General features: G+C 46.4%; 21 protein-coding genes and 1 other RNA gene. 9 read left to right on the plus strand and 13 right to left on the minus strand.

Annotated elements, in window-relative coordinates:
• Positions 1-6: 6 nt before the first annotated feature.
• From DWW52_RS15395 to DWW52_RS15415, 5 genes are all read right to left on the minus strand, one after another.
• Entirely contained in the window at positions 7-1,416 is a 1,410-nt protein-coding gene (locus DWW52_RS15395) for a hypothetical protein (RefSeq protein WP_118716404.1), read from the minus strand.
• A gap of 20 nt (positions 1,417-1,436) precedes the next feature.
• Positions 1,437-2,444: a FimB/Mfa2 family fimbrial subunit gene (locus DWW52_RS15400; protein ID WP_118716405.1), complete on the minus strand. Its 1,008-nt coding sequence runs from the start codon at positions 2,442-2,444 to the stop codon at positions 1,437-1,439.
• Between the two features lie 429 nt (positions 2,445-2,873).
• On the minus strand, positions 2,874-4,472 hold the full coding sequence (locus DWW52_RS15405) for an Mfa1 family fimbria major subunit (RefSeq protein ID WP_158582631.1): 1,599 nt from the start codon (positions 4,470-4,472) through the stop codon (positions 2,874-2,876).
• A 50-nt stretch (positions 4,473-4,522) separates the two neighbouring features.
• Positions 4,523-6,061 (minus strand): hypothetical protein, encoded by a 1,539-nt coding sequence (locus tag DWW52_RS15410; RefSeq protein ID WP_118716407.1) that lies wholly within the window; start codon positions 6,059-6,061, stop codon positions 4,523-4,525.
• 8 nt (positions 6,062-6,069) lie between these two features.
• Positions 6,070-6,630, minus strand: coding sequence for a DUF3575 domain-containing protein (locus DWW52_RS15415; protein ID WP_118716408.1), 561 nt, complete (start codon positions 6,628-6,630; stop codon positions 6,070-6,072).
• A gap of 344 nt (positions 6,631-6,974) precedes the next feature.
• Between DWW52_RS15415 and DWW52_RS15420 the strand changes: the two genes are divergently transcribed.
• The gene (locus DWW52_RS15420; protein ID WP_148315385.1) at positions 6,975-7,946 is read left to right on the plus strand and encodes a hypothetical protein; all 972 of its coding nucleotides are present in this window, start codon (positions 6,975-6,977) and stop codon (positions 7,944-7,946) included.
• 179 nt (positions 7,947-8,125) lie between these two features.
• On the opposite strand, the gene DWW52_RS15425 is transcribed toward DWW52_RS15420, so the two are convergent.
• The 3 genes from DWW52_RS15425 to DWW52_RS15435 form a co-directional block, all read right to left on the minus strand.
• Positions 8,126-8,638, minus strand: a complete 513-nt coding sequence (locus DWW52_RS15425; RefSeq protein WP_118716410.1) for a DUF4494 domain-containing protein — start codon at positions 8,636-8,638, stop codon at positions 8,126-8,128.
• A gap of 203 nt (positions 8,639-8,841) precedes the next feature.
• Entirely contained in the window at positions 8,842-9,138 is a 297-nt protein-coding gene (locus DWW52_RS15430) for a hypothetical protein (RefSeq protein WP_118716411.1), read from the minus strand.
• A 235-nt stretch (positions 9,139-9,373) separates the two neighbouring features.
• Entirely contained in the window at positions 9,374-9,706 is a 333-nt protein-coding gene (locus DWW52_RS15435) for an RNA-binding protein (RefSeq protein WP_118716412.1), read from the minus strand.
• Positions 9,707-10,026: 320 nt separating this feature from the next.
• Between DWW52_RS15435 and DWW52_RS15440 the strand changes: the two genes are divergently transcribed.
• The 4 genes from DWW52_RS15440 (at position 10,027) to clpX (ending at position 13,996) form a co-directional block, all read left to right on the plus strand.
• Entirely contained in the window at positions 10,027-11,322 is a 1,296-nt protein-coding gene (locus DWW52_RS15440) for an alpha-L-fucosidase (RefSeq protein ID WP_118716413.1), read from the plus strand.
• 137 nt (positions 11,323-11,459) lie between these two features.
• The gene (locus tag DWW52_RS15445; protein WP_118716414.1) at positions 11,460-12,017 is read left to right on the plus strand and encodes a hypothetical protein; all 558 of its coding nucleotides are present in this window, start codon (positions 11,460-11,462) and stop codon (positions 12,015-12,017) included.
• 84 nt (positions 12,018-12,101) lie between these two features.
• Positions 12,102-12,779 (plus strand): ATP-dependent Clp endopeptidase proteolytic subunit ClpP, encoded by a 678-nt coding sequence (clpP, locus tag DWW52_RS15450; RefSeq protein WP_118716415.1) that lies wholly within the window; start codon positions 12,102-12,104, stop codon positions 12,777-12,779.
• Positions 12,779-13,996, plus strand: a complete 1,218-nt coding sequence (clpX, locus tag DWW52_RS15455) for an ATP-dependent Clp protease ATP-binding subunit ClpX (RefSeq protein ID WP_118716416.1) — start codon at positions 12,779-12,781, stop codon at positions 13,994-13,996. The genes clpP and clpX overlap by 1 nt, the downstream gene beginning before the upstream one ends.
• Positions 13,997-14,056: 60 nt before the next feature.
• Here the strand turns inward: clpX and DWW52_RS15460 are convergent, their stop codons facing one another.
• From DWW52_RS15460 to DWW52_RS15470, 3 genes are all read right to left on the minus strand, one after another.
• Positions 14,057-14,770 (minus strand): ThiF family adenylyltransferase, encoded by a 714-nt coding sequence (locus DWW52_RS15460; protein ID WP_118716417.1) that lies wholly within the window; start codon positions 14,768-14,770, stop codon positions 14,057-14,059.
• A 1-nt stretch (position 14,771) separates the two neighbouring features.
• Complete coding sequence (locus DWW52_RS15465; RefSeq protein ID WP_118716418.1) at positions 14,772-15,446, minus strand: TatD family hydrolase; 675 nt, start codon at positions 15,444-15,446, stop codon at positions 14,772-14,774.
• Between the two features lie 134 nt (positions 15,447-15,580).
• The gene (locus DWW52_RS15470) at positions 15,581-16,885 is read right to left on the minus strand and encodes a serine dehydratase subunit alpha family protein (RefSeq protein ID WP_233556937.1); all 1,305 of its coding nucleotides are present in this window, start codon (positions 16,883-16,885) and stop codon (positions 15,581-15,583) included.
• Between the two features lie 129 nt (positions 16,886-17,014).
• Here DWW52_RS15470 and DWW52_RS15475 point away from each other — a divergent pair, with 129 nt between their 5' ends.
• Positions 17,015-17,560: an SPOR domain-containing protein gene (locus DWW52_RS15475; protein WP_118716419.1), complete on the plus strand. Its 546-nt coding sequence runs from the start codon at positions 17,015-17,017 to the stop codon at positions 17,558-17,560.
• Between the two features lie 321 nt (positions 17,561-17,881).
• Here DWW52_RS15475 and DWW52_RS15480 read toward each other — a convergent pair whose 3' ends face one another.
• A complete protein-coding gene (locus DWW52_RS15480; RefSeq protein ID WP_118716420.1) occupies positions 17,882-18,868 on the minus strand; it encodes a GSCFA domain-containing protein in 987 nt (328 codons plus the stop codon).
• Positions 18,869-18,967: 99 nt separating this feature from the next.
• Between DWW52_RS15480 and DWW52_RS15485 the strand changes: the two genes are divergently transcribed.
• The 3 genes from DWW52_RS15485 (at position 18,968) to DWW52_RS15500 (ending at position 20,673) form a co-directional block, all read left to right on the plus strand.
• The gene (locus DWW52_RS15485; RefSeq protein ID WP_118716421.1) at positions 18,968-19,522 is read left to right on the plus strand and encodes a manganese efflux pump MntP family protein; all 555 of its coding nucleotides are present in this window, start codon (positions 18,968-18,970) and stop codon (positions 19,520-19,522) included.
• 59 nt (positions 19,523-19,581) lie between these two features.
• Positions 19,582-19,983: a transfer-messenger RNA gene (ssrA, locus tag DWW52_RS15490) on the plus strand.
• A gap of 306 nt (positions 19,984-20,289) precedes the next feature.
• Positions 20,290-20,673, plus strand: coding sequence for an MmcQ/YjbR family DNA-binding protein (locus tag DWW52_RS15500; protein ID WP_118716422.1), 384 nt, complete (start codon positions 20,290-20,292; stop codon positions 20,671-20,673).
• Positions 20,674-20,751: 78 nt separating this feature from the next.
• Here the strand turns inward: DWW52_RS15500 and DWW52_RS15505 are convergent, their stop codons facing one another.
• On the minus strand, positions 20,752-22,233 hold the full coding sequence (locus tag DWW52_RS15505; protein ID WP_118716423.1) for a catalase: 1,482 nt from the start codon (positions 22,231-22,233) through the stop codon (positions 20,752-20,754).
• Positions 22,234-22,235 lie beyond the last annotated feature (2 nt).

The raw sequence follows: 22,235 nt of genomic DNA on the forward strand, positions 1-22,235 counted from the left end.
TATATATTACGAACGGGTAACCCTGATCTTTTTAATCATGTTCCCGGCTTTCACCTCCACAAGAGCATAATACCCAATAGCCATATCACTCAGATCCCGGATAGTCGTGAACACCACGTCCCGGGACAAATCACCGTCGGCCCCCGACATCGAAACCTCCAGCCAGCCACTCTCCCCGTGAGAAGCATCCAACAATCGACCGTCCAGATCGTAATAATCAATCTTTCCCGTCAGAATCCCCTTGGGAAACCCGCGATCGGTCCTATCATAATTGGTTTCGGCCGTGATCATGGCGGAATTGTTCGTGTTGTTGACGTAAAGAATATCACGACCCACCCGCAGAAAATACTGGGGATCAATAATAATTTCTTGCCCGGCCTCCGTCCACGGCACCACAACATGCTCGAACTGTACTGTTTTCTCTTTCACCACCCCCGTGATCCGGTAGATATGATTACGCCGTAGCTCGGTAATCGCTTGAGGACTCCCTCCTCCTTCCGGGGAAAAAGCGGATAAAACAGCCTGCCCTCCCCGATCCCCGTCCGAAGAACTTATTCCCGACATATTCAACATCAACTTATCCGCATCCCCGGGAGCAGAACACGTGCGTTCCGGGGTGTAGAACACGCAGACCAACCGGGGTGTTTCGTCCAACTCCAAAGCGGCTGATTCCCCGTAATTCCAACCGACAAACGTATAATTATTATCGGGAACCAGCATACGCCCGAAATTATTCTCCACGTCAGTCCCAGTCTGGAAACGGGTCCCGTCAAGTTCCGTTCCCGTCACGAGAAATCCTTCCGCATAAGAATTTTCCAACGTCACCCGCGTGGCGGTCGTTACCCGAGCCTGAGGAACCGCAGTTTCCTTCTTCAACCACAACTCAACCCGTGCCACCCCGCGCTCGATACTAATTTTTTCCTCACTGGTAACCTCCTTGACAACTTCAATTTTTCGTTTTACCCCGCTCATAGGAATCCCTGATGAGGAAGGAACCGTATGATTGGGGGTAAACGATTCATCCATAAGGAATATCATCTCTTCCAAATCAACCGGGGACATCACGGCCCCCAATACCCCGTTCATTGTCGGAGGTTCATTCAGAACCACGACAAGCATCTTGTCCGGGTTACAACTGACTTCCAAAATAGTCTTGAATTTTTTAGAATCCTGATCTTTTGCCTCCAAAGTGATCAACTCGTTGATATCGACCGTGGGAACAACCGAAGCGTTATCGAACACCACAAAACGGGCCGTGCGAACATAATCATGTTCATCAGCCCCGTCAACAAGCACTTCCACCGTCATCAGACTCCGGGATCCCCGCGGCGTGTCGGCATCCTCCCCCGAACGTTCCGAAGTACAGGAAACAAGAAAGACGATTCCGAAGATTATATGTAAGATATTATTTTTCATAAACTCTTGATTCTAAAAAATCAGACACCAATATCATTGAGCCAGATGATCCAACCGTTAACCTTGACTGATATAGCCACGAAACCATTGACTACCTTACACCGCACTTCCAACTCCCACTCGCTTTGGCGGTCCAGGAATTCCTGCATGGGCAACGGACTGCCATCCGGACGCATCCCCGGCTTGATCCGTTTCAGAAATTCCATCAAGTCGTACACCCACAAGGGATTCCCGGTCCGCACATCACGCACGATAAGTTGATAGTCATAGCCCTCCCCGTGTATCAACCGGGTCGTGTTGAGAGTTCCCTCGGACAATTCTCCCGGTTCACTTCCCGCCCTCAAGCGATAGGGCTTGAACGTCACCGATTCCTTGACTTTCGGGGTGTTGTCATGACCATATACCGCTCCCTCGGGAGTTATGATTTCAAAGGTGTATTCAACATTTCCCGCCCGCCCCCCGGTGTTATCATCCACTTGGACTAATGATATATCGAAACGATTGGTATTCTGCACAAGCTTCACCGGCCATACGGATAAATCAGCCTTATAATCAACGTCGATCGTGGTCCCCACCCACAAAGGCGAGAATTCGTGAGACACCGTTCCGTCTTCTCGGCTTAACGCCACCCGCACGTCATCCAACATCGTCAAACCCGGTGAAAGAGCATTCCCGTCAACATCGGATACGTTAAAATGGTCTGTCAACCCGCCCACGGTCAATATCTTGTAGTGTCCGAAACGGATATCTCCACCCAGAAACATTCGATGCCCGTTGATTAGTTCCTCCTGCCGGGCGTGTTTCGAGAAAAGATATTTCCCCTCCGCATCGAACACGAACAAGTCGACCGTCGCGATACGCGCATCAAAAAGGTCCTTGTAATCCATGTTATGATCATAAACGAACTCCAAGTATATCCCACAATCGTCCATATCGTCCCTGATTCGCTCGCACGATAACAGAAAACTCGAAATGACAGCCGTCAAAACCAGATTGATCAAATTCCGATATATATTCTTAATGTTCATATTCCCGCGTTTTAGGCACACCCGATTTTGATTTCAGATTTTAAATTTTAAATTCTAACCGCACAAAAGATCGCCTTTGGCGAGTTACAAGTTACAGATCACATTTACCTTCGGCAAGTTACAGGTTATTACTCCACGCTCCGACCAAGGCTTTTAACTTTAAATTAAATTCAACTTTTATCTTTTAAACTCCCTCCCGGCTCCGCCGTACTCCCTCTATAAACAGAGAGAGCTGAGTTACTCACCGTCTTCGGGAAAGATCATCAGCTCCTCCCCTGTTTATAGAGGGAACCGCCGGGTTAGCGAGGACAGATCGGGAGCTTGCTCGTTGTCTGTCGAGCGGGAGGCGGTTCGAGACCGCTTCGGGCTCACTTGGCAGCGAAGCTGACGGAGGAGTTTATTTGTCACTAAATCATTCCATATTTTTTATCATATTCCGATCTCGTTCTCCCAGATAATCCACCGGGCAACGTCCACCGTAATACCCAGATAACCTGTCGTTCCGTCAATCGGGTCAGTCGGATCAGGATCACCGGGTCCCGGATTATCAATATCGGGATACCAAGGAGTACCCGCTCCGTTCACGGAACCAAGCGTCAACTGGTACCAGTTATTCCGCACGACACCATATTTACCAAAATCCATATCCTTGGTCGTCTCATTATCATGACGAATCTCGTAATAGTAGTAACAAAGCCCGGCCTGATACCAACGGATAACAGGATTCTTGCCATCCTTGATTACCTCCCCGCCGTTCTTGATCTGCAATAAATCAGACACTTCGAGCGTTTCAAACGACGTACCGATCAAAGTAACTTCCGTATGTGCGTCCGCGTAATCCTTAATCTTAACGTACATTTTCTCGCAAGCCGCTTTAAAATTAGGCCCGGCCTCCGTACCCTCGTAATAAGCTTTCAATGCCGCAAAGTCCGCGTAATCTCTACCGGCAAAACTGAACCAATCCCCCTGGCCGGAATGATTTGCGGGATAAAAAGTTCCCTTGATTACAACCCGGGTCGCATTCCCGAAATCCTGTTCAGCCGCACTCATCGTATTTTCAAGACAGTAAACCATCTTTTTCGCATCCATCCAAGTATAAGGTTCTGCCAATTGCGGTTCAAAACTAACCTTGTGAACCGTGGCCTTCACCAACCCCACGTCATCCGTAAAGTTCGGATCACGAGTATAGAAACTCTTGGCATAACTTCCGCTGGACGAATGAGTCACTCCAAGCAACGTTTTCTCGGCGAAAGGGAAAAACGTACCGTTCACCGCATCGAGCGTCCACTGCCCGAAAGCGAAAGTCGCACCGCTAGGTTCCACCTTAATATCATCATTACTGTCACCTTTAAGTTCAAATTCCACCTTAGAAGCCAACCGTTCGACCCGGATCAGCACCCGGTTATCATCTTTTTCCGCAGCTTTCTTGGCTTCCTCCTCGCTCACGTCATCCGTGATTTTCTGAATCTTGTCGCTAATACCAATAAGCGGGTCGGCAATCTTATCCCCCGCAGCCTTCCCTTCCTCATCGCCACTATTAATCATGGTAAATCCCCGTTCCACGGGAACAACCTCATCCACGATCTCGCCTTTATCCACTCCTTTAATCGCCAAGTTGACCGTACCAAATGTCGTCGTCGCATTGATATCGGTGATCACGCCTTCCAACTTCATCCCCGGGTTGGCAATTACCAGAAGTTTCGTCGCGGCTGCCGACACCTTGACCGCCGTCGGTTTCAACGAAGAACCTTCAACCTTCGTGAAGTAAGCCGTCGCCCCCGGCTCACCCACGACATTCCCCGCGTCGTCAAAGAAAATCAGGTAGAGCGTTTTCAAATCACTCTCATTGGCCCCTTCGTTTTCTCCTGAAGAACGAGCCGCACTATTCCGCGCATCAATTTTAATGGAGATATAAGCCACGTCCGCACTGCCGGAATTTATCGGCTTGTCGCGTTCATCATTCTTGTCACTACAACCGGCCAATACTGCAACCGCTAGCATCGACACGAGAATCATTTTCATTTTCATGTGTTTGTGTTTTAATGGACAATTAATCATATTTTCTATAAAACGGGGAGTTATTCAATCCCGTACGTTTTCCATTCTTCCAGTTTCTCCCGGTACAAATTCTCATCGACCTTGTACCGTTCTATCAACCGGAGATGCACCACGGCCTCCGGGTTACCCGCATCCGCGGCTTTTTTCGCATATTCCTCGGCCTTATCCAGTTCGCTATTCCGGGCATGAAACGACGAGAAATAAATCCACACTTCCGGATCATCCTCCAATCCCTGCAGGTACTCCAGGGCGACCGTCACGTCACCGGAGAGGTAACTGAACATCGCCATCGAGATACGACTGATTTTCTCCTCGGGAAAAACCGTCGCTGCCTTCTTGATCACATCCAAGAATCGCGGGCTACCCGGCTCGTATTCATTCGCCAACAGGTAAAATTCATACAGGGATAACATACCCGGACGAGAAGTAAACACCTCCTTTATGGTTTCAAGAGAATACTCCGGCACGGTAAAATCAATCCGGTAAGCACTCCGGCGAAGCTCTGGGAAAAGATTCGTCAACATATAACGATACGTCCGCCCGCCATCCAGTTGCATCAACTGTTTTTCACGCCCGTCATGAACTCCCGTCCCCCCGATAATTTGAAGTACACGTTCCCGCTCCATTTCCGTCATTTTTAAATCCGCCCGCACAAGTCGTTCCAGCCCTTCCCAGTCCTCGCCATTTCCCCGGGACGAGAGTTTGATTCCTGCAATATCGTAATTCCGACGAATCCACCCCGACAAGGAAGCCGCCCGCCGTTCGGACAAATCCAGATTATAATTCCAACTTCCCTCGGGCGAAGCATAAGAAGATATCGCGATAGAGTTAATTTTCACCCCCTGTACACCCCGCACCTCCTCCAGACTACGACGAATCTTATCCAACTCCACCTGGTTATTGGACAGCGCAGGTTTGATCTCCGCATTACCCACCGTGTAAATAATCTGAGCCTCGCCCGATTCCGTCCGGTACTTTATCTCCTCCCTCGGGGGTACGGGAATTTTCACCGGAAGATCGTAGGCTACACGCACAGGTTTTTCCACGAACCTAATCCCCTCGGCGATCACCTCCATCGAGAGGTGATGAAACTCGCCCCGGCAATTACGCCGCTCCTGTGCGATAGCCACATTCGCGTCTCTCATCCAGTCTTCTACGGGAACAGTCGCACTATAAGCAATCCTTTGATGAAAAAGCTTCTGCCCCTTCGTGCAGAAAGAAGCATATACAGGTTCTACATGCCCGGAGAGCCTTTCCGCCCGGCCCACAACCGCTTCCTGAATCCTGCCACTGATAACGACAGGAGCCATTTTCCGCTCGTTCATCCTGTAACGGATCACAGGATATAAATACATCTGTTCGCGGGGAGCCACCGACACCCCGATCACTTCAATTTCCAGCAGGGCGCGTATACTGTCCCGTTCCTGACGGACATCCCGCACCACCACCCGCACGTCAGAAACTTTCTGCTGGGCTCCCACGAAAACGGGTGCTATCATAAGCAACACGCCCCCGATCAAGGCAACAATTTTACATTTTATCTGATCATTCATTCTCATATTCTACATCATTTTAGCAGGAACACTAACGTTAATCCCAGTTTCGTTAACCCGAAATAGTTCACATGCTCGCGACCGATCTTGGGCTGACACTTCCCGCACGCGTATTTATCGTGGGCCATGTGCGCATAACCGACTCCCACCGTCGTTTCCAGCGACCAGCGGGGTGCAAGTATCCAGTTGTAACCGTAACTCACCCCGGCCCCGATCAGCCACCCCTCGTATCTATTATTCTTTATCGTCTTGAAAGGCCCGATTCCCCCCACATTATAAGAAGCGTAGTGAGCGTGAACACCCAGAAAATGTCCCGTGAAAGGTTGACATTTCCACCAGCGAAACTCCGGTTGCACGGCGACATGTTTAAATTTCTTGTCATCACTAAAACTCCATAAATTCAGACTGGCCGGGATATTCAGCGTGGTGCGCCCCCCCGTCTTGAACTCCATCCCGAAATTGACGGACGCCATGGCATCCATTAGCAAGTTATTCTTCAACGCCACCTTCTGGGCGCTGGCAAACATACAGAACGGCATTACCACGATTAATAATATGAACCTTCTACTTCGCATAATATTAAATTTTCTAAAAACAAAGGTAGACTATTAGGTGGACCAGAAAAAGACAACTTCGTCCTATCCCCCACGTGACAATTGTATGTTTGGGAGAAGTTTCAAACGACAATCGGCATTATCCCGCACGACCAGCAGGAACAAGATATCATTTTCCTCTATTTAAGAGACAACAAAGGAGGACACATCTACAAAAAAGAGGAAAAGACTCCCCCTACAATCATTTTTTACACTTCCGAATAATTTAACTTAATATTCGACAAACTACGCTACATTTATCATTATTTTTGATCATCGGTTAACAGCTAACTTTAACCATGTATATAATTATAAACAAAACAGCTATGAAAAAAAGGGATCTTCATGACGAATTCATAGATGAACTAGGTAACAGAATACCCAAGAGAGCAGACCTCATCAGCCGCGCATCGGATATTTTAAGACTGGAAAAGGAATCAATTTACAGACGAATGGCCGGAAAAGTGAATTTTTCCATCCGGGAAATGGGCATACTGGCCAAGGAACTGCACATTTCCCTCGATAGCCTGTTATACAGAGAGGAAGATACTCAATGGTTCCCGTTCATACTGGGAATACCCCTGAAATTTCACTCCATAAACGCACTATGCGACATGGTAGACCTTAACCTGAAACGAATAGGAAACATCAGCCGGGCTGGTCCTTGTGAAACAGGGAAAGTTTATCATACCCTCCCCCTAGAACTCTTCATCCATTTTCCTCTCATCATGAAATTCATGTTTTTCAAATGGGGCAACTACTTCGTGAACTCTGAAGAGTTCAATAACTTTTCCCGTTGGGAACTTCCCGACAGGTTATCCACAATTACCGAAAAATATCACGACATCAATAACTTCCAAAAAGCTTTTTATATTTGGGATAACTCACTGATCTGGGCTCTATCTAAAGAGATTGATAATTTTTACCGGATGCACATCATCACGCCACAAGAGAAGGAGGAGATTAAAAATGACCTCAAAAGCCTTTTATTAAAACTAGAGAAAACACTGAACGGGACTTTTATCCCTAACATACCCTTGGTTCCTCAAATAGCCTTCTACGTATCTTCCATTCCCATGGGATTCACTAGCTGCTATTATCAATCCGAAACCCAACGTCTCGCCACGTTACAAACGAACTTCAGCTTTTCTTTGTTAGAAAACTCGAAAGAAAACCTTGACAAGGTAAAAGAATGGATCAAATCTTTCCGCAACATCTCCACTCTCCTCTCTGAAAGCGGCCGCATCGAAAGACGATTATTTTTCGAAGCTCAGTATAAAATAATAGACAATATTTAATATCACCCGTCAACCCTGATATTAGGGTAAAACCATAATAATAATACCTCTTCTCCGTTACAACCCGCTAAAACACTTATCCCACACCCCACGGGGCAACAAGATAACCGTTAGCCAGATGAAACATAGAAGAGGTTTTATAAGATCGGATTACGATTAGATAACCCCCTAATCTACTCCTAGTTGAATTCTTCCGTGTTAGCCTCCATATCATCAAGAGGTTTCAGGTTAGAAGGGATCTTTTGCTCGGCATCATCCGAGAAATAAGGAAACACGTCCATGATATTCGTGTCGGTTATCGAGGCAATTTCACAAGGAACCACGTAAGTCGACAAGCTCTTGTGCAAATTAGCCAAAGCGCTGTCAATGTCCGCCCCGGCCACGAGATAATACTGATTTGACTTCTTCTCCTTCCCGCTGATCTGGTCGGCATCAATAATATTCACTTTCGCCTTGAACCATTTATCATCATTCCCGTCATTCGACTCCACCAGCTCCGTGATATTCGACTTTTTCAATCCCACAATATAAAAATCACCCTGAATCATCTCTCTCAAACTCTCCGTGATCCGGCTCTCGGCCTCGGTATAGGACATGGCATCCAACAGATACAACTCGGACATTTTCTTCTCTTTCCCATCCTCACCCATTTTCACGTATTTCACTTTCGCTTCAAACCAATTTGCTATCATATCTTTTCTTTTTTATTTCTTTAAAATGAACAGCAAAAATACACAAACTTCTCAAAAATGATTTCCGATTCGGAAAATTAAAAATAAGGAGGGGATTCCCAACACTTGTTTGACCTTTTCGATTAAAAAGAAAGCCCTCGAAAACTTTTTTACAAAAGTCTCTCGGGGGAAATCTCACAAACAACTATCGAGCTTTACCACGATTATTTATACCACACACCTGTACTACATTTTTGCAATCTATTTTTAATCATCATCTGCCTTCTTTGCACCATATTTTTATTGTCTATTTCACCGCTTTCCAGAAATGCCTGATTCAAACATTGTTTAGCCTCATTCGTTTTCCCGATTCCTTGATAACATTCAGCGGTGATCATCAACAATTGAACACGCGTCATCGTATCCATATCTTTTTTCAATGCACATGTTGTCCAGTCAATACATTTAAGTTGCAAAGTCTCGGACATTGTTTTTCCATACTCGGCATGCACCTCTTCCAAAACTCACGTGTAATCGTTCACACTTATTTTTTCTGCGCTGGTAAATATCCATATTCTTAATATCGACATTTTCATCATGACGATACAAACTGTGGAAAAACACCTGCAAGTCGGCCTAAAAAAACTACGTCAGGAACTCGTTGACTACCTACCCGCCGGGCTACTTCTGTGGTTCCTGTATCCATAAAAAAAGAGGCTTGGAAACCAAGCCTCTTTTTTAAACCATATAGATAGATTAATATCTTCTGTTTGAATTATAACCACCTCCGCGATTACCACCGCCTCTGTTATAACCACCGCGGTTACCACCACCGTTTGATCTTTCTTCTCTCGGTCTTGCAACGTTCACGGTAATTACTTTACCATCATATTCAGCACCGTTCAATTCGTCGATCGCTTTTTGTCCTAAAGCATCATCAGCAATTTCCACGAAACCGAATCCTCTGGATCTTCCTGATTCTCTGTCCATAATAACTTTAGCAGAAACCACTTCTCCGTATTCTGCAAACAATGTGTTTAAATCAGCGTCATCAACGCCATAACTTAAATTTGAAATGTAAATGTTCATCAAGTACAATTTTAATTGATTAATAAATAATGATTGAGAATGGTCTCATTGAAAAAAGTCTACTTAACGATACAAATACATTGATAGGAAAGTGATTTAAATACAAATAATTCAACTCAATCTGGGACAAAGGTACACTTAAAATCGGATATACAAGCATTTTCCAAATTTATTTTCAATTTATTTTCTGTCAAGTCATTCTTTTTTCCAACCTAAACCACCTCAATCGACACCAATTTCCCGTGATTTTTCAGCGATTAAACACTTGATAATATTCATTGTATTCATTAATTTCGTGAAAATTTAATTGAAACCTCACCATGAAAAACACATTCATTATTACACTCTTATTATTCACGACCTTATTTTGCTCTGCCCAAGAGAAATACATTCCCTCGAAAGAAAACCTTGAGAACCGGGAATGGTTCCGGGACGCCAAGTTCGGGATGTTCATTCACTGGGGAATATACAGCATGCTCGCCGACGGCGAATGGGTGCTGACAAACAAAAGCCTGAACGAGGCGGAATACCAAAAACTCGCTGACGGGTTCTATCCTTCAAAATTCAACGCCGACGAATGGGTACGTATCGCCAAAGAAGCCGGGATGAAATATATCTGTTTCACCTCTCGTCATCACGACGGTTTTTCCATGTTCGACACCCGACAATCGGATTACAACGTGGTCAAAGCTACCCCTTTCAAACGGGACATCATCAAGGAACTTGCCGAAGCCTGCCGGAAACACGGGCTCAAACTATTTCTCTATTATTCCCATATCGACTGGCACCGTCCGGATTATTACCCATGGGGACGCACGGGACAAAAAACGGGACGTACCCCCTCCGGCACGTGGGAGGATTATTTGAAATTTATGGATGCCCAGTTAACCGAACTACTTACCAATTACGGCCCCATCGGTGGTATCTGGTTCGACGGTTGGTGGGACAAACCCAATGCCGATTGGCAACTGGAAAGACAATATCGCCTGGTACACCGCCTACAACCCGGATGCCTGATCGGGAATAACCACCACAAAGCACCTTTTGACGGGGAAGACTTTCAAATGTTCGAACGAGACTTGCCCGGCCAAAACAAAGCCGGATACTCCGCTGAAGCCGAAATCAGCACCCTCCCCTTGGAAAGCTGCGAAACCATGAACAACACGTGGGGGTACAACATCAACGACCGGAATTTCAAGTCCACGAAAAAACTCATCCACACGTTAGTCGGCGCGGCTGGCAACAACGCCAACCTCTTACTAAACGTGGGTCCCCGTCCGGGAGGTGATTTCCCCGAAGGCTCGGTAACCCACCTGAAAGAAATCGGCGAATGGATGCAAATTTACGGGGAGACCATTCAAGGAACCCGTGCCGGGATCATCCCTCATCAGGATTGGGGTGTTACCACTCAAAAAGGAAACAAACTCTACGTTCACATCCTGAACTTGAACAAAACGGAACTTTTACTTCCCATCACGGACAAAAAAGTAAAGAGTGTCACGCATTTCAAGGATAAGACCCCGGTAAAATACAAGAAAACCAAAGAAGGCATCTTGCTCCAATTAAACCAAGTTCCCACGGACATCGACCACGTCGTGGAAATCACTTGGAGATAAATCGCTCGCACGTAGCATGAAACCGGACATTCAAAGCTTTTCTAAAAATTGTCATTTTATTTTTAGAAAAGCTTTGTTATATAGGATATTTTCTGCACCTTGCCTCGTAAGTTTAACAACCACTAAAAAAAGAAATGATGAAGAACGGTAAATATTTATTTATGATGCTTATCCTGTTAATTTTCGGGATAACGGCTTCTGCCCAAAACAAAAAGAGTGACCGGGAAATGTTCAAAGAAGGTTACGTTTTACAGACTAAGGACATTCATTTCGCCCCGCCCAGTGAAAAATACGAACCCATCATGCCACGCCTATACAGTATCGAGAAACGTCGTCGTGAAACCGTAGTCACCTTTGTACAGCCTATCTATTTTGACTCGCAATGGGTAACTTACGGTCACGGTTATCAACTCGTAGACAAGAAAAGTGGGGACATTTATATGGTTCGCAGATATGATGGCGACCTCCCCATGGATCGACTATTAATCGTCAGGGGATGCAACAGAAAAAATATTCTTATCTCCCTCGTCTTCCCCAAGCTAAAAAGAAAAGCGAAAATTATAGATATCGTGGAAACCAGTCACGAAAAAGACCTCACGCCCTCAAACGCCGACTCTAAAAAGACGGAGATATACAACGTACCAGTTAAAAAATATCTTGTGAAAAAACAAAAAAAGGGAAAAATATACTACTAATAGACAGGGGGACTACAAAAAGCTTTATTTTCCCCTCCTTTTTTCGTAACTTAGCACCCGTATAACCAAAATACATATATAATTATGTTTTCACAAGACGAATTTAAAAAATATGCAATCAAGCATAAAGGGATCAGCAGCTTGAATCTTCACCGTTTCGAGTCGGCTACCTCCAGCTATATAAACCCCACGATCATAGAGGAACGCCAACTAAACGTGGCAAGCATGGACGTATTTTCCCGGTTAATGATGGACCGGATTATTTTCCTCGGAGTCCCCATAGATGACGATGTTGCCAACATCATCATGGCGCAGTTGCTTTTCCTGGAATCAACAGACCCGACCAAGGATATTCAAATCTATTTCAATACCCCAGGAGGTTCTGTATATGCCGGATTAGGAATCTACGACACGATGCAATACATCCAGTGCGACGTGGCCACCATTTGTACCGGAATGGCCGCATCCATGGGTGCCGTGTTGATGACAGCCGGAACTAAAGGCAAACGTTCCGCCCTCCAACACTCCCGTATCATGATCCACCAACCGATGGGTGGAGCGCAAGGACAAGCCTCCGACATCGAGATCACGGCTCGGGAAATCATGAAATTGAAAAAAGAACTTTACCAAATCATCGCCGACCACTCCGGTAATCCCATTAAAAAGGTGGAGAAAGACTCCGACCGCGACTACTGGATGACAGCCGCCGAAGCGAAAGAGTACGGAATGATTGACACAGTATTAACTCGGGAACACAAATAATGCAAGATAAATGTTCATTTTGCGGAAGATCTCGCGATGAAGTAGATCTTCTGATTTCCGGTGTGGATGGTTTCATCTGTGATATGTGCGCACAACAAGCGTATGATATCGTGCAGGAAGAACAAAGAGGCCACTCCACGCCCCTTGACATGGATCATATCGAGGTAAAAAAACCGATAGAGATCAAACAATTCATAGATCAATACGTGATCGGACAGGACGATGCAAAAAAGCATCTCGCCGTGGCCGTTTACAATCACTACAAACGACTGACACAAAAGCATTCCAATGATGACGTGGAAATCGAGAAATCGAACATCATCATGGTTGGGCGCACGGGTACAGGAAAAACCCTGTTGGCCCGCACGATTGCCAAGATGCTTCACGTGCCTTTCACGATTGTCGATGCCACCGTCTTGACGGAAGCCGGGTACGTCGGAGAAGATATCGAATCAATCCTGACCCGCCTGTTGCAAGCCGCCGACTACGACGTGGATGCCGCCGAGAAAGGGATCGTTTTCATTGATGAGATCGACAAAATCGCCCGTAAGGGTGACAACCCTTCTATCACGCGTGACGTGAGCGGTGAAGGCGTGCAACAAGGATTATTGAAACTTCTGGAAGGCTCCATCGTGAACGTTCCCCCACAAGGCGGACGTAAACATCCCGACCAGAAAATGATCCCGGTAAACACGAAAAACATCCTGTTCATCTGCGGAGGTGCATTCGATGGAATCGAAAAGAAGATCGCCCAACGCATGAACACGCAAGTCGTGGGATTCACGGCAAGCAAGGAAACGGCCATTCTTGACCGGGATAACATGCTGCAATACATCGCCCCGCAAGACTTGAAATCATTCGGGTTAATCCCCGAAATCATCGGTCGTCTCCCGGTATTAACTTATCTGGAACCCCTCGACCGTCAAGCCCTACGAAACATCCTCACGGAACCCAAGAACGCGATCATACGCCAATACGTGAAATTGTTCGAACTGGACAATATCACGTTAAATTTCAATGAAGATGTCTTCGAATACATCGTTGACAAAGCTGTTGAATTCAAACTGGGAGCCCGCGGCTTACGCTCCATCTGCGAGGCGATCATGACCGACCTCATGTTCGAGATTCCCTCTCAGAACTGCGAATCAATCACGATCACCAAAGAATATGCCGAAACCAAACTCGACAAACTAATGGTTCAGAAATTACGAGCATAAAAACAAATAGCGTGGAGCAAACTCCACGCTATTTATTTTATCTTACACTTCGAAATATCTTTACTTCCCCGTCAAATCCCGGATCACCACCGAGGCACAAAAACACCCGAACAAGGGAGGCATATATGAAATCGTCCCGACATTCGATTTCTTATTCTCGCTCTCGCTCAACACCACCGTCTCGGGATCAACTTCCTCGGGCGAAAACACCACTTTTACCCCTTTATAGACACCCAGTTTATGCAACCTTTTCCGTAGCATCCGGGCCAGATTACAATTATAAGATTTGGAAATATCCGCGATACGAATTTGCTCCGGGTCCATCTTCCCGCCGGCTCCCATGGAACTAACGATACGATACCCTTTTTGCAAGCTATGATAAATCAGGAAGATCTTGGGAGCCAACGTGTCGATCGCGTCCACCACGTAATCATACTTCGCCATGTCAAGAATTTCAATCATCCGGTCGTCCTTGATAAAATCATTAATGACATGTAATCGAATATCAGGATTTATATCCCGGAAACGGGCGGCCATGATCTCGGCCTTAGCCTTCCCCATATTACTATCCAACGCGGGAAGCTGCCGGTTCTTATTGGTCACGTCCACGCAATCCCCGTCAATAATCGTCATCTCCCCGATCCCAGCACGACACAACTGTTCGGCAGCATAAGCGCCGACTCCCCCCAACCCGGCTACCAGTACGTGTGCTTTTTTCAACATTCCCAGCCGCTCTTCTCCTAAAAGCAACTCCGTTCTACTTAACCAATCCATATTACTTATTAAAAATCTTTTTATAATTTTCCCATAACCTCTCCTTCAATCGCTCTTCCTCCAACCCGACTAGACAAGAAGCGGCCTCGTATATCACCGGGATTTCAATCTCCCGGTCATCATTTTCCAAGAAAAGCCTCTCCAACGGGATATCGCGAATCAAGTGAAAAACATTCGATCGAGGATTCAACAAAGCCGCCCCGATAGAAATATAAAAACCATGATCCAGTAATTGCGCCAATATCTGCTCGTTATTATTAAAACCGTGAATAATCCACGGCACCGACGTCCCTGATTTTTTCCGGATAGAAATCAGCTCGGAATATGCCTTCACGCAGTGAATAATTAAAGGTTTATGGTATTTCTCCGCCAATTGCACCTGTTCGAGCAACACTCGTTCCTGCTTCTCCATTGTAGCCGCAGAACGGCGATCCAATCCACATTCCCCCACGGCAATCACCCGCTCGTCAAGAATGGTCTCCCGGATAACGGTCAACGCTTCATCAGCCGCCTGTCCCACTTTCATCGGGTGTAAACCCACGGAATAAAAAACATCCTGTCCTTCCGCCAAAACACGCACATTCTCGTCCTCCAACCACGCTCCTCCCTCACCAACATCCAAAACATTGATACCCTCGCCGACATGATGCGTGTGCGTGTTTACATACGGAGACATGACCTGATTATATTAAACATTAAATTTTAGATTTTAGATTACGCCCCGAAAGGCTAAACCCGATCCTCCGACAAAGTTACGGAAAAACAGCATAACCGTGACCGGCTTCCCAATCTAAAATCTAAAATCTAAAATTATTTCATGTTCTTATTACACATGATATTCAGTATCGTCTTATCGGTCTCTTCCATCCCCTTCGTCCCGATCAAGCCCACATTACGGATTGTCCGTTCGATATCCTCTTCCACGATACCATCGTTATTCGTCTTGATTCCCCGCATAGACAACAAGGCAGCCTGCACGGCGGCAGATACCCCGGAATATACCTTCAAGGCACATCCCTGTTTTGCCCCATCGCACATCATACCCGTCAGGTTGGAACACATCGTCTTGATCGTGTTCACCATATTCTCGTAAGTACCACCCATCAAGTAAGTAATAGCGGATGCGGCGCCTGTCCCGGCAATCAAAATACCGCAGAGAGCGGAAAGGTGTCCCATGTAATGATGAATATGCACGGCAATCAAGTTACTCAACGCCAGAGCTCGAATCATCTGCTCGCGGGAAGCTCCGAACGTCTCGGCAGCCACGACCACGGGCAGATACACCGTGATTCCCTGGTTACCGCTACCGGAATTCGTCATCACCGGTTTCGGGCACCCGTCCATACGGGCATCCGATGCAGCCGTGGCACGGATCAACGTGCGGTTTAACAAGTCATCTTCCAACAATCCCTTATCAATATTCTCTTTTAAAGTCTTACCAATCTGTAAACCATACTCGGATCGCAACCCCTCGGCAGAAATAGCCTTATTCATCTCGGCCCCGACCAACACGAACTCGACGTCCTTCACGTCCACATCATGCACGAAATCCCAGATACGCTTCACGCTTAATTCCGGTCCTTTCGTCTCTGGCTTCGTCACGTCCAGTTGAAACTCCCTGCGGAACAACTCTTCCCCGTTCTTCTCGACCAGAATGATATTCGTGTGCGTGTGAGCGATAATCACCTTCACCCGGTCATTCCCTCTCGTTGCCAAAGCCTCGGCGTACAACTTATCGGGGGCATTCTCTTTCAAAGAAACCGTAACATGCTCTAACAAATCTTTGGCACGTTGCAGGTTATCACCCTCGGCTACATCCTTCAACACCTCCAATCCGTACTCGGATTTCCCGCAAACAGCACCCAAAGCGGCAGCGATAGGCAACCCGACCATTCCGGTCCCCGGGATACCGACACCCATACCATTCTTGTAAATATTGCCACTAACCAATACATCCAAATGCTCGGGCACGCCTCCTAAAACTTCTTTACACTTTGCACACGCCAGAGCACAGGCTACTGGCTCAGTACACCCCAAGGCCGGAACGGCCTCTTTTCTCAATATTTCAATGATTTGTTGATCTGTTACTTGATTCATCTTTTCTTCCTTTATCATGTAGAACGCTAAAATTTTTGCGAGTACAAAAATAGTGTTATTTCTCTATTTTTCTACCACAAAAAGACAAATTATACTATCTTTGTCGATTGAAGTCGAATTAGTTGAACTCACGATAGACATTTACCCATGAAATTAACACTCGTAATACTATCTTTTTTCGTTACCACGCTGGTTTACGCCCAAACAGATACAATCCCTTCGGATTCCATCGTTCCGGTAAAAAAAGAAATTGACTTTCTGAAACAGCTCTCGGAAACGGATTCCATAACCGGGGGAAAAGTGGTCGTTCATGGCGACCCGAAAATCGAGCAATTGCTAAAATTGAACATCTCCGTGAACCGGAAAGAACATGCCTTTCAAGGGTATCGTATCCAAATCCTGTCCGCGAGCTCGTACAACACTAACATCGACACGTTAAAGAATTACACCAAGCGATTCGAGGAAGAGTTCCCGGAAATCCCGGCCTATCTTCAATACACCGATCCCGACTTTAAAATCCGGGTGGGTAACTTCCGCACCCGTATTGAAGCGATCCCGACACTCAAACGAATCCGTAAAAAATACACCGGAGCTTACCCGGTCAAAACGATCATTTACCTGAATGAACTCACCCCCGTTCAGGAACAAGACACGATCACGTCTCCCGCGAACACGGGCAATTTTAATTTTTAGATTCACAATTTCAGACCATTTACCCGCATCCGGGAAGCACTCGAAACAGGACTTCCTACCCCAAATCATACCCAAAAAATGGGCAACACAGCCACAAAAGAACCCAATAGCCTGAAAATAAACAGCTAAAAAGTCGGAATAAACAACAATTACCCATTCTTAAAAAGAAACTTCACCTGTTAAAATGGCGGCTAAATGGCGGTTAAGTGGCGGCCAACTGGCGGCTAAGTCGCCTAAAAACCTGTAAATAATCAGGCAATAGACAAACAAGTGGCATATTTGCCCATAGCATAAGCCATGCGAATCCCCCTCTTCAAAGATTCACGAACCGCTTAATTGATCAAGTTTCTCCTTCTCCTCGCTAAAATCAATCATCGGGAAAGAACGAGATATCATGGCAATCTCCGCCTGCATCTTTTTCACCAAACGCTGGTAATCCCCTGACTTCGGGTCGAAAGGCCGATGCGCCACGCCTTTATTAATCCGACCGATCCGGTTCATCAAACCCAACACGTCGGGACTGATAAAACTATACAGGAAACGTTCCCAAATATAATCAACCGTGAAGCCGGACACGTGCAGCATATCATCAGCATAAAAACGATAATCTCTCAATTCATCCAAAACGATCTCGTAAGCCGGAAAATAGTACAAATAATCCAGTTTCTCCCGCAACTGATCTATTGCCAACAACAACGTGGCCTTACTCAACTGGTTCCCGTGCGCCCCGTCCTTCCAATGACGAATCGGGCTTACCGTGAACAATACCCGTAAACCGGGATTAATTTCCCGCAGACGTCCGATCAATTGCACGTATTCCGTCACGATATCTTCCAAGCTTAAACGATAACGCTCGAACTCCCGCGAAGGAATTTTGTGACAATTGGAAACCACCATGTTCTCCCGCACATGCTTGTACACCCATGCCGTTCCCCACGTGATCACCAGTAAATCCAAAGAACGAAGTTCCCCGGTTGCCTTTTCCAACCGCTCGTTGATACGATGCAAGCACTCGTCCGGATCGCTGGAAGAAAACGCCCCGTGATGATACAAACTCACCCATTTCCCCGCATTTTCCCGGAGGTCTTCCTTCTCAAAACGCTTCCCGTCAATGATCAGGCGCAGCACGTTCGCCACGGAAAGGGGATTATAAATAATCCCGCACGGATTCACATCCACGTCGAACTTGTAATACGAGAACTTACTTCCCATGTTCTCGGCAAAACAGGATCCCAACATCATCAGTTTGGAGTTGTAATCTATCGAAAAATCCGGAGCGGCAATCGTAATCTTCGTCTGTAAATTCATATTTATTCTTTATATAAATAATCACTCGTTCTCTACAAAGTTACATTTTTTACGCTTATTTTCTCCATCATTTTTATACTTTTGCCAAAAATTTTAATCATGGGAATTATCACCGTATTCATGATCGCCATAGGATTAGCCATGGACAGTCTTGCCGTCAGTATCAGTGGAGGTATTGTCATGCGTCCTTTCTGTATGCGACAATCTTTACGGTTAGCCCTGACCATGGGAATCTTTCAAGGGGGAATGACGTTACTAGGCTGGGGGCTGGGTGTTAGTTTCAGTTCGTATATCACCGCTTTCGACCACTGGATCGCTTTCGTACTTCTGGGTTTCCTCGGCGGGAAAATGATTTACGAGTCTTTCGAGGAAGAAGAGACCACGATCTCCTCCTTCTCCACGAAAACCCTGATCACCCTAGGGGTTGCCACCAGCATTGACGCTCTCGCCGTGGGAGTCAGCATGGCATTTCTCAAAACAAGCATCTATATCCCGGCCTTCATTATCGGATTCGTGACCTTTTCCCTCTCCCTGATCGGTGTTATCAGCGGCTATCGCTTCGGGAAAATTAAAGGTGTGAACGTCGAGTTACTCGGGGGTGTTATCCTCATCGCTATCGGTATTAAAATCCTTGTCGAGCATTTGATGGAATAATTTTCAATTCACCATTCTCCATTTTCAATTATATTCGTATCTTTGCATCACATATCTATGGGGTAGACGTGGATTTGACAGCATGATGAATAGGTATGTAAGCATGTCGGGCGTAGTGAAGCCGGCCCGTTAATCCCGGACGCAAAATTTTAATTGGCGAAAGAAATTACGCTCTTGCTGCCTAATCGAATCATAGTAGATTGAGGCTTAATCTCCGCTCAAGGTAGTGGAGACAAGACATCCCGCTGGCGGTCCCACCTTGTGCCAACCAGCATTCGGGGTGCAGGCAATACGAGGTTAGTCAACGTTTTGCTTCGTGACGTTGATGAAATAACAGAAGCTAAGGTATAGTTTGGGTGCTTTTTTCCGGGCCATACTCGAAAACCAATAAAAAGCTAAGCATGTAGAAAGCATATGGATTCCGTGTTTGGACCAGGGTTCGATTCCCTGCTACTCCACCCACACAAGAAAAAGTCACTGATTCTCGGTGACTTTTTACTTTCCTCAGACCTTACAGGATAAATTTAAAATCCCTCGCTTTCAATATCCGGTTTTCCGGGGCTATAACCATTTCAACATGAAAGCGATAAATATACTCTAAAATCTCTTCTCCCCGCATCGAAACACCTATTGCGATACCCCCTGCTAAAGTAGTCCAGAGAATCACGTCTGTTATATCCTCATTTTCTCACAAGTACACGAATCTATGAAAAATATAGAAAACTCACGAAAATTCCTATCTTTGTCAAATCATAATAACAACACGTATGGATATTGTAGAGCTTAGAGAATTTTGTCTTTCCTTCCCGCACACGACCGAGGAATTCCCCTTTGACGAAACCACGCTGGTCTTCAAAGTCTTCAATAAAATGTTCTGTTGCACGGATATCATGCCGTTCGAATGGATTGCCGTAAAGTGCGACCCGGAACGAGCCCTTGAACTACGTGAGAAATATTCGGAAATCACACCCGCTTACCATTTCAACAAAAAGTACTGGAACGGGATAAACATGCACGGGAACCTTCCCGATAAATTCATCGAGGAACTCATCGAACACTCTTACCGGGAAGTCATAAAGAAACTCCCCAAGAGCTTCGTGAAAGAGAACTTCCCCGAATTCTCCCTGACCGAATCCAACCGACTGAAATAAAGACTAACAGTTGGAGTATTCTATCACCAGATATCCCGGAACACACAACGTTTCCTCCAACCATTAGTCAATACAAATCTATTTATCTTCTTGCTGCTGGCGTTTCACCTCGGCAAGTACATCTTTCATATTCAAACCCGCGGCCTCGGCGATCCCCTTACCACAACGTTCATCCGCCTGGTAAAAACGAGCGGCTACCCGTACCTTGATTTCCACGGGTACGCCAGTCATCGCAGCTGCCACGTTCGTGGGAATCCGTTGTTTCTCGTCCTCGGGAACCAAACGGTACAAATCACCGGGTTGCGTGTAGTAATCCTTATCCTGCTGATAATGATTGCCCATACCCTTTATATCAAAAACAGGCTGGTTATAAGCGTGATTATCTACCGGACCACCAAAACTGTTCGGCTCGTAATTCACGGCTCCCCCGCTATTACCATCCACCCGCATGAACCCGTCCCGATGATAATTGTGGACCGGACAACGCGGCGCGTTCACCGGGATCGAATCGGCGTTAATCCCCAGGCGATAACGATGCGCGTCACCGTAAGCGAACAACCGTCCCTGCAACATCTTATCCGGCGAGAAATGGATACCCGGAACCACGTTGGCCGGGTTAAAGGCAGCTTGCTCCACGTCGGCGAAATAATTCTCCGGATTCCGGTTCAACTCGATCACCCCGACCTCGATCAACGGGTAATCCTTGTGACTCCACACTTTCGTCAGGTCAAAAGGATTAAAGCGATACGTCTCCGCATCTTTCTCCGGCATGATCTGAACACACATTTTCCATTTCGGGAAATCACCCTTCTCGATGCTCTCGAACAAATCCCGCTGGGAATGTTCCCGGTCGACAGCCACGATCTTCTCCGCCTCCTCGTTCGTGAAGTTGGCAATTCCCTGCATGCAACGCAAATGGAACTTCACCCAACAACGCTCCTCGTACTCGTTATAGAAGCTGAACGTGTGACTCCCGAACCCGTGCATGTGGCGAAAATCCTGAGGTATCCCCCGGTCGCTCATCAGGATCATCACCTGATGCAACGTCTCCGGCGACAAGCTCCAAAAATCCCACATGGCGGTATTACTTCGCAGATTCGTCTTCGGATCCCGCTTCTGCGTGTGAATAAAATCAGGGAACTTCAACGGATCCCGGATAAAGAAAACGGGCGTATTATTCCCGACCAGATCCCAGTTTCCCTCGTCGGTATAAAATTTCATGGCAAACCCGCGAACATCCCGTTCCGTGTCAGCCGCTCCCCGCTCACCCGCAACCGTGGAGAACCGCATAAACACGTCGGTTTTCTTTCCCACCTTGGCGAAAATACTCGCTTTCGTGTAACGGGTGATGTCATTCGTCACGGTAAATGTCCCGAACGCCCCGCTCCCTTTGGCGTGGACGATTCGTTCCGGGATTCTCTCCCGGTTAAAATGAGCTAGTTTTTCAAGCAACCAAACATTTTGAAGAAGAGCCGGACCGTGAGGGCCTGCCGTCTGGATGTTCTGGTTATCACCAACCGGGGCCCCGGCTTCGGTAGTAAGTCTTTGTTTCTTTTCCATGG

The organism is Odoribacter sp. AF15-53, assembly GCF_003479425.1.
Lineage (GTDB): Bacteria > Bacteroidota > Bacteroidia > Bacteroidales > Marinifilaceae > Butyricimonas.

Excerpts from the sequence above, each read along its gene's own strand:
- DWW52_RS15395 (WP_118716404.1), bottom strand. The coding sequence starts at position 1,416 with ATGAAAAATAATATCTTACATATAATCTTCGGAATCGTCTTTCTTGTT.
- DWW52_RS15400 (WP_118716405.1), bottom strand. The coding sequence starts at position 2,444 with ATGAACATTAAGAATATATATCGGAATTTGATCAATCTGGTTTTGACG.
- DWW52_RS15405 (WP_158582631.1), bottom strand. The coding sequence starts at position 4,472 with ATGAAAATGAAAATGATTCTCGTGTCGATGCTAGCGGTTGCAGTATTG.
- DWW52_RS15410 (WP_118716407.1), bottom strand. The coding sequence starts at position 6,061 with ATGAGAATGAATGATCAGATAAAATGTAAAATTGTTGCCTTGATCGGG.
- DWW52_RS15415 (WP_118716408.1), bottom strand. The coding sequence starts at position 6,630 with ATGCGAAGTAGAAGGTTCATATTATTAATCGTGGTAATGCCGTTCTGT.
- DWW52_RS15420 (WP_148315385.1), top strand. The coding sequence starts at position 6,975 with ATGAAAAAAAGGGATCTTCATGACGAATTCATAGATGAACTAGGTAAC.
- DWW52_RS15425 (WP_118716410.1), bottom strand. The coding sequence starts at position 8,638 with ATGATAGCAAATTGGTTTGAAGCGAAAGTGAAATACGTGAAAATGGGT.
- DWW52_RS15435 (WP_118716412.1), bottom strand. The coding sequence starts at position 9,706 with ATGAACATTTACATTTCAAATTTAAGTTATGGCGTTGATGACGCTGAT.
- DWW52_RS15440 (WP_118716413.1), top strand. The coding sequence starts at position 10,027 with ATGAAAAACACATTCATTATTACACTCTTATTATTCACGACCTTATTT.
- DWW52_RS15445 (WP_118716414.1), top strand. The coding sequence starts at position 11,460 with ATGAAGAACGGTAAATATTTATTTATGATGCTTATCCTGTTAATTTTC.
- clpP (WP_118716415.1), top strand. The coding sequence starts at position 12,102 with ATGTTTTCACAAGACGAATTTAAAAAATATGCAATCAAGCATAAAGGG.
- clpX (WP_118716416.1), top strand. The coding sequence starts at position 12,779 with ATGCAAGATAAATGTTCATTTTGCGGAAGATCTCGCGATGAAGTAGAT.
- DWW52_RS15460 (WP_118716417.1), bottom strand. The coding sequence starts at position 14,770 with ATGGATTGGTTAAGTAGAACGGAGTTGCTTTTAGGAGAAGAGCGGCTG.
- DWW52_RS15465 (WP_118716418.1), bottom strand. The coding sequence starts at position 15,446 with ATGTCTCCGTATGTAAACACGCACACGCATCATGTCGGCGAGGGTATC.
- DWW52_RS15470 (WP_233556937.1), bottom strand. The coding sequence starts at position 16,885 with ATGATAAAGGAAGAAAAGATGAATCAAGTAACAGATCAACAAATCATT.
- DWW52_RS15475 (WP_118716419.1), top strand. The coding sequence starts at position 17,015 with ATGAAATTAACACTCGTAATACTATCTTTTTTCGTTACCACGCTGGTT.
- DWW52_RS15480 (WP_118716420.1), bottom strand. The coding sequence starts at position 18,868 with ATGAATTTACAGACGAAGATTACGATTGCCGCTCCGGATTTTTCGATA.
- DWW52_RS15485 (WP_118716421.1), top strand. The coding sequence starts at position 18,968 with ATGGGAATTATCACCGTATTCATGATCGCCATAGGATTAGCCATGGAC.
- DWW52_RS15500 (WP_118716422.1), top strand. The coding sequence starts at position 20,290 with ATGGATATTGTAGAGCTTAGAGAATTTTGTCTTTCCTTCCCGCACACG.
- DWW52_RS15505 (WP_118716423.1), bottom strand. The coding sequence starts at position 22,233 with ATGGAAAAGAAACAAAGACTTACTACCGAAGCCGGGGCCCCGGTTGGT.